Source organism: Halomonas sp. ND22Bw (assembly GCF_003011945.1).
In the GTDB taxonomy this organism is placed as follows: Bacteria; Pseudomonadota; Gammaproteobacteria; order Pseudomonadales; family Halomonadaceae; genus Halomonas; species Halomonas halophila.
The window spans coordinates 1-248 of record NZ_PXWD01001460.1; the positions used below are offsets into that span (position 1 = coordinate 1).

Consider the following 248-nt stretch of genomic DNA (forward strand, 5'->3'; position numbering starts at 1 on the left):
GATCGCCTTGGCCACCTTGTCGGGCTGCTGCGGTTGCACGCGGATGTCGACGTTGCCACCGAAGTAACTCCACGGCCAGCCGTAGAAGGCGCCGTCCTTCACCGAGGTGAGGTAGTCGGGCACCAGGTCGCTGCCGATCTCGTCGCGCTCGTTCACCACGGTCCAGAGCGTCTTGGTGTCGGGCTCCCAGCCCATGCCGTTCGGGTTGCGCAGGCCGGTCGCGAACAGGCGCTTCTCGCCGCTCTTCG

At 66.9% G+C, this 248-nt stretch carries 1 protein-coding gene; it reads right to left on the minus strand.

Features of this window, described 5'->3' with window-relative positions; genetic code table 11:
- Positions 1-248: PQQ-dependent sugar dehydrogenase (locus tag CVH10_RS23065; RefSeq protein WP_181244719.1), on the minus strand; the 248-nt coding region annotated here is incomplete at both ends.